The sequence below is a fragment of the Lentzea sp. NPDC004789 genome (assembly GCF_053601075.1).
Window position 1 is genome coordinate 1 of record NZ_JBSGBE010000052.1, and the last position, 1777, is coordinate 1777.

4 protein-coding genes are annotated in these 1777 nt (G+C 52.8%); all 4 read right to left on the bottom strand.

Features of this window, described 5'->3' with window-relative positions; translation table 11 throughout:
* The coding region (locus tag ACWEIJ_RS45955; protein ID WP_449843618.1) for a packaged DNA stabilization protein at positions 1 to 622 on the bottom strand (622 nt) is incomplete at its 3' end.
* A gap of 7 nt (positions 623 to 629) precedes the next feature.
* Positions 630 to 1112 carry a packaged DNA stabilization gp4 family protein gene (locus ACWEIJ_RS45960; protein WP_350590095.1) on the bottom strand — a complete coding sequence of 161 codons (483 nt, stop codon included), beginning with the start codon at positions 1110 to 1112 and terminating at the stop codon, positions 630 to 632.
* Entirely contained in the window at positions 1087 to 1272 is a 186-nt protein-coding gene (locus ACWEIJ_RS45965) for a hypothetical protein (RefSeq protein WP_060446553.1), read from the bottom strand. The genes ACWEIJ_RS45960 and ACWEIJ_RS45965 overlap by 26 nt, the downstream gene beginning before the upstream one ends.
* 39 nt (positions 1273 to 1311) lie before the next feature.
* On the bottom strand, positions 1312 to 1777 hold a 466-nt coding region (locus ACWEIJ_RS45970), incomplete at its 5' end, for a P22 phage major capsid protein family protein (protein ID WP_449843619.1).

Consider the following 1777-nt stretch of genomic DNA (forward strand, 5'->3'; position numbering starts at 1 on the left):
TGCTGCTACCAAACATCACAACGAAATCACGCCACACGCCACACCCAATAATGCCATCTGGCTGGCTCTCTGCCGTATAGAATGGACGGAATCGGTCAGGGTGTGATTCGTCCTCCAGGTCTGTTACGCCGAAGGTCTGAGTGCCATCCTTAACCCAGACATAGCGCCCACGCGCCCGGCAGATATCTTTAACACTGCCAATGTCGTATTGAGCATATTCAGTTCCACCTACGTTGGGTGGCCAGTTCTGCAGGGTTTTATTCGTGCCGTCGTATCGATAAAGCGTCATGACGCCGTTGGCTGCCGCCGCCTGACTAGTAGCGCTGTGTGCCATGCTTACGCGCTGACTTCCAGAAACACTCCCGCGCTCTGAGTTCCCTTTGTAAATCTTCTCTCCGGCTACACGATATGGAATGTTCTCTACCGTGTTGTACTCCACGCCGCGAGACACTCCAGAAACGTCTGAGCGCTTCGCTACGCCAGGGAAAGAGCGAAGATACCCAGATGCATTCAAAACTTCTTTCGGCGTCGCCAGCATGTTAACAGGAAGCAAATCGACGTAATCAGCATTGCGGTAGTCTTTGCCAAGGCCTTTGGCTAATGGCAGCTTTTGGATTGGCATGAGTCACCTACTGATTTGGGATGTCGCCGTCAATCGGGGGCAGATCGCCTGGATAATATCGGTCGATGGTAAACACGTCGTATTTGTTGCCCTGCCCAAGCGGGAAATCTCCGCGACGGCGCATCGACGGAACAACGAGCGTGTCAGTCAGCAGCGCGTCATATGAGCGATGAGCATTAGTCAGGACTTGAGGTGATGGCTCTACGCCATAATCAGACAGCATGCGGAGTATTAGCTGATAGCCAACTGCATGTTTGTATTTGCGCGGCAGTCCAGAGTCATCGTCTGGTAACGGCTCCTCGCCATCCGCCGCGAACAAATAACCGACGTTACCAGGATTAATCATCCATTCAGCCATCATGTCTTCGAGGTCATGAATGGCATCCTCGACTGATTGAGGCTCTACATCAGTTAGAGTTGCATTTGAAGCTACTGCGGGTTTTCTGAGAGCGAATAAGACGATCTCACCCTTTGTCAGAGTCGTTGCCATTGTCAGCCGCCTTGCGCCCACGCTTAACAACCGGCTTGATGTCGTCAACGGAAGCCACAAAGCCGAGCTTTTCGTAAATTGGGAAGTCTTTCTCTGCGATTACAGCCTGAACATGGCCAGCGTCGTTATCGGCAGCCATAAAGATGCTCATGCGATCCATTTCGCCTCCAAAAAATAAAGGGGCCGAAGCCCCTCGCGATTACGGATTGCCGAAGAACTGGCCGCCCATGTGTGGGTTGAAGCACACGTAGGCTGGCAGCAGGTCGAAACGCATTTTCTGCACGTTAGCGTCGCCGTCCGAGTATTTGTGTACGCGGATAGAGAAGCCTTCGTAAGTTGCGACTGCAGAGTCGATGCTGTTCAGTTTTGGCAGAGGAATAGTACCCAGGCCGCAGAAGAACTTGTTGTAGAACAGGTTAGGCTTCATGGTTTGGCTTGCAGTACCGATTACAGTCACCGCATCACCCGCTGCAACCTGACGGTTAACTGCATTGTATTGTGGGTTGGTGGTGTCGTAAATCGGCACACCTGACAGAGTAACAGTCACCGCGCCGCCGGCGGTAGAGTTCGCGTCGGCCAGAACGGTTGCAGTGAAGCTGATAGGTGCAGAGCCGTTATACAGAACCTGCTTGCTCTGCTGCTGCAGCCAGTAGGTGTTGGTGAAC

Bases quoted from the DNA above. Each gene is read 5' to 3' on its own strand.
- ACWEIJ_RS45960 (WP_350590095.1), bottom strand. From the start codon at position 1,112: ATGGCAACGACTCTGACAAAGGGTGAGATCGTCTTATTCGCTCTCAGA.
- ACWEIJ_RS45965 (WP_060446553.1), bottom strand. From the start codon at position 1,272: ATGGATCGCATGAGCATCTTTATGGCTGCCGATAACGACGCTGGCCAT.